This is a genomic window from Paracoccus maritimus (assembly GCF_025195095.1).
Classification (GTDB): Bacteria; Pseudomonadota; Alphaproteobacteria; order Rhodobacterales; family Rhodobacteraceae; genus Paracoccus; species Paracoccus maritimus.
This window is the reverse complement of the sequence record NZ_JANAVZ010000039.1, coordinates 1-1,485: the sequence shown is the minus strand read 5'-3', so window position 1 is coordinate 1,485 and position 1,485 is coordinate 1. Positions and strand designations below refer to the sequence as shown.

2 protein-coding genes are annotated in these 1,485 nt (G+C 60.7%); one reads left to right on the top strand and one right to left on the bottom strand.

Annotation, left to right across the window (positions count from 1 at the left end; translation table 11 throughout):
* Window positions 1-287 (top strand): formylglycine-generating enzyme family protein (locus tag MU516_RS19330; RefSeq protein WP_260278833.1); only part of this gene is annotated, 287 nt, incomplete at its 5' end.
* 239 nt (window positions 288-526) lie between these two features.
* On the opposite strand, the gene MU516_RS19325 is transcribed toward MU516_RS19330, so the two are convergent.
* The gene (locus MU516_RS19325) at window positions 527-949 is read right to left on the bottom strand and encodes a hypothetical protein (RefSeq protein WP_260278832.1); all 423 of its coding nucleotides are present in this window, start codon (window positions 947-949) and stop codon (window positions 527-529) included.
* Between the last annotated feature and the right edge of the window lie 536 nt (window positions 950-1,485).

Below are 1,485 nucleotides of genomic sequence, written 5' to 3'. Positions count from 1 at the left end.
GTCCCAATGGCTACGGCATGTTCAACATGACTGGCAATGTCTGGGAGTGGGTCGCGGACCGATTCGGCCCGCTGCCCAAGGCCGCCCGCCTGCCAATCGCCGATCCCACAGGTCCTTCCGTGGGGCTGGCTCGCGTCCAGCGCGGCGGGTCCTATCTTTGCCATGTCAGCTATTGTGACCGTTATCACGTCCATTCACGCACCCGCAACGATCCCGACAGCTCGACCGCGAATTGTGGGTTCAGGGTAGCCGCACCATCAAATGCGCGCACCAAACACCCGGCGTAACCTGCTGCCCACGAAACCGGCAGTAACGCACACCGGCCCACGCCGCCGCCGCCCGTGCGTTGCCTGACATACCAAATTAGACTCACGGAGAAGCGTCGCTAGCAGTGCCCCAATTTCTTTATGCGCACGGCCCATCGATCTGGCACGCTGGCCGAAGGCGACATCGCAATCGATACAAAATGAACTCCGGACGGCCGACCTTGACCTGACTGCGCGAGCTCGCTCGTATCGCGGGATGTCTAGCAATTGGGCGGTTTCACTCCGGTCGGCTGCGCGGAAAGCATCGGCACGTCAGGTTCGGTTCCTGCTACTTCTGGCGACGCCACCTCGCCCTGCACCGCCACAGTTCGCAACGAGGATGGATTGTTGTCGCTACGCCGCGAAGGCCATCGAACTTGTCCAAGTTGCGGCATGAAAAGGCAAGTATTTCTGGAATCGAGCCCCGCAAACAACGCTAATTTCTCACTGAAATCAGCATCTTGCAGATCTGCTTCCGCAGATTGCGCATTGGTTGTCTTTTTCCGCCCCGCTTTCCGCGGGGCTTTTTGCATTTCCGCGGCCAGCCCTGTCACCGGCATCCCGGTTGCCAGGCGCAACAGGCTCGCCAGCGCGCCGTGAAGATCGATGGTCAGACCGCGGCCGCGCGGGTCCGGCGCCAGCACGATCTTCTCGACCAGTCCCCGAAGTGCTCCTTCGCCTGCTCCATCCCGGCGGGCTCCGTCAGCCGATCCAGCACATCAAGCAGATCAGCTTGCGCTGCATCGGCTTCCTCTACCAATTGCGATAGGCGACATCGAACAGATCGACATCATCAAGATCGCGCTCGCACGACACGTCGTAATCCAAGGCCGAAATCAGTTCGGCGAAGGCACGCGATAGGGGGAGGGAGGCAGAGGCAGTGCTTCAACCGCGCCGAGGCGCGTTGTGGTGGAATGGATAGCCATGTCAGTCTCAGCGTAGATTGGCAGGGCCAGCGCCATGGCAGGGAGGCAGGACGCCCTGCCGGGCTCGCCGTAGCAGTTGCTCCGACAGTCGAAGAATGGCAAGATACCATTACGATGTCAGCATTATAATGCGAAAGTTTTACCATGGCGCCCCCGAAGAAAGATACTGAGGCTCTGACGGTGCGCCTTCCGCGCGAGCTCATCGAGGCGATCGATGACCGGCGGCGCCTGGAAAAAGACCTTCCGACACGACC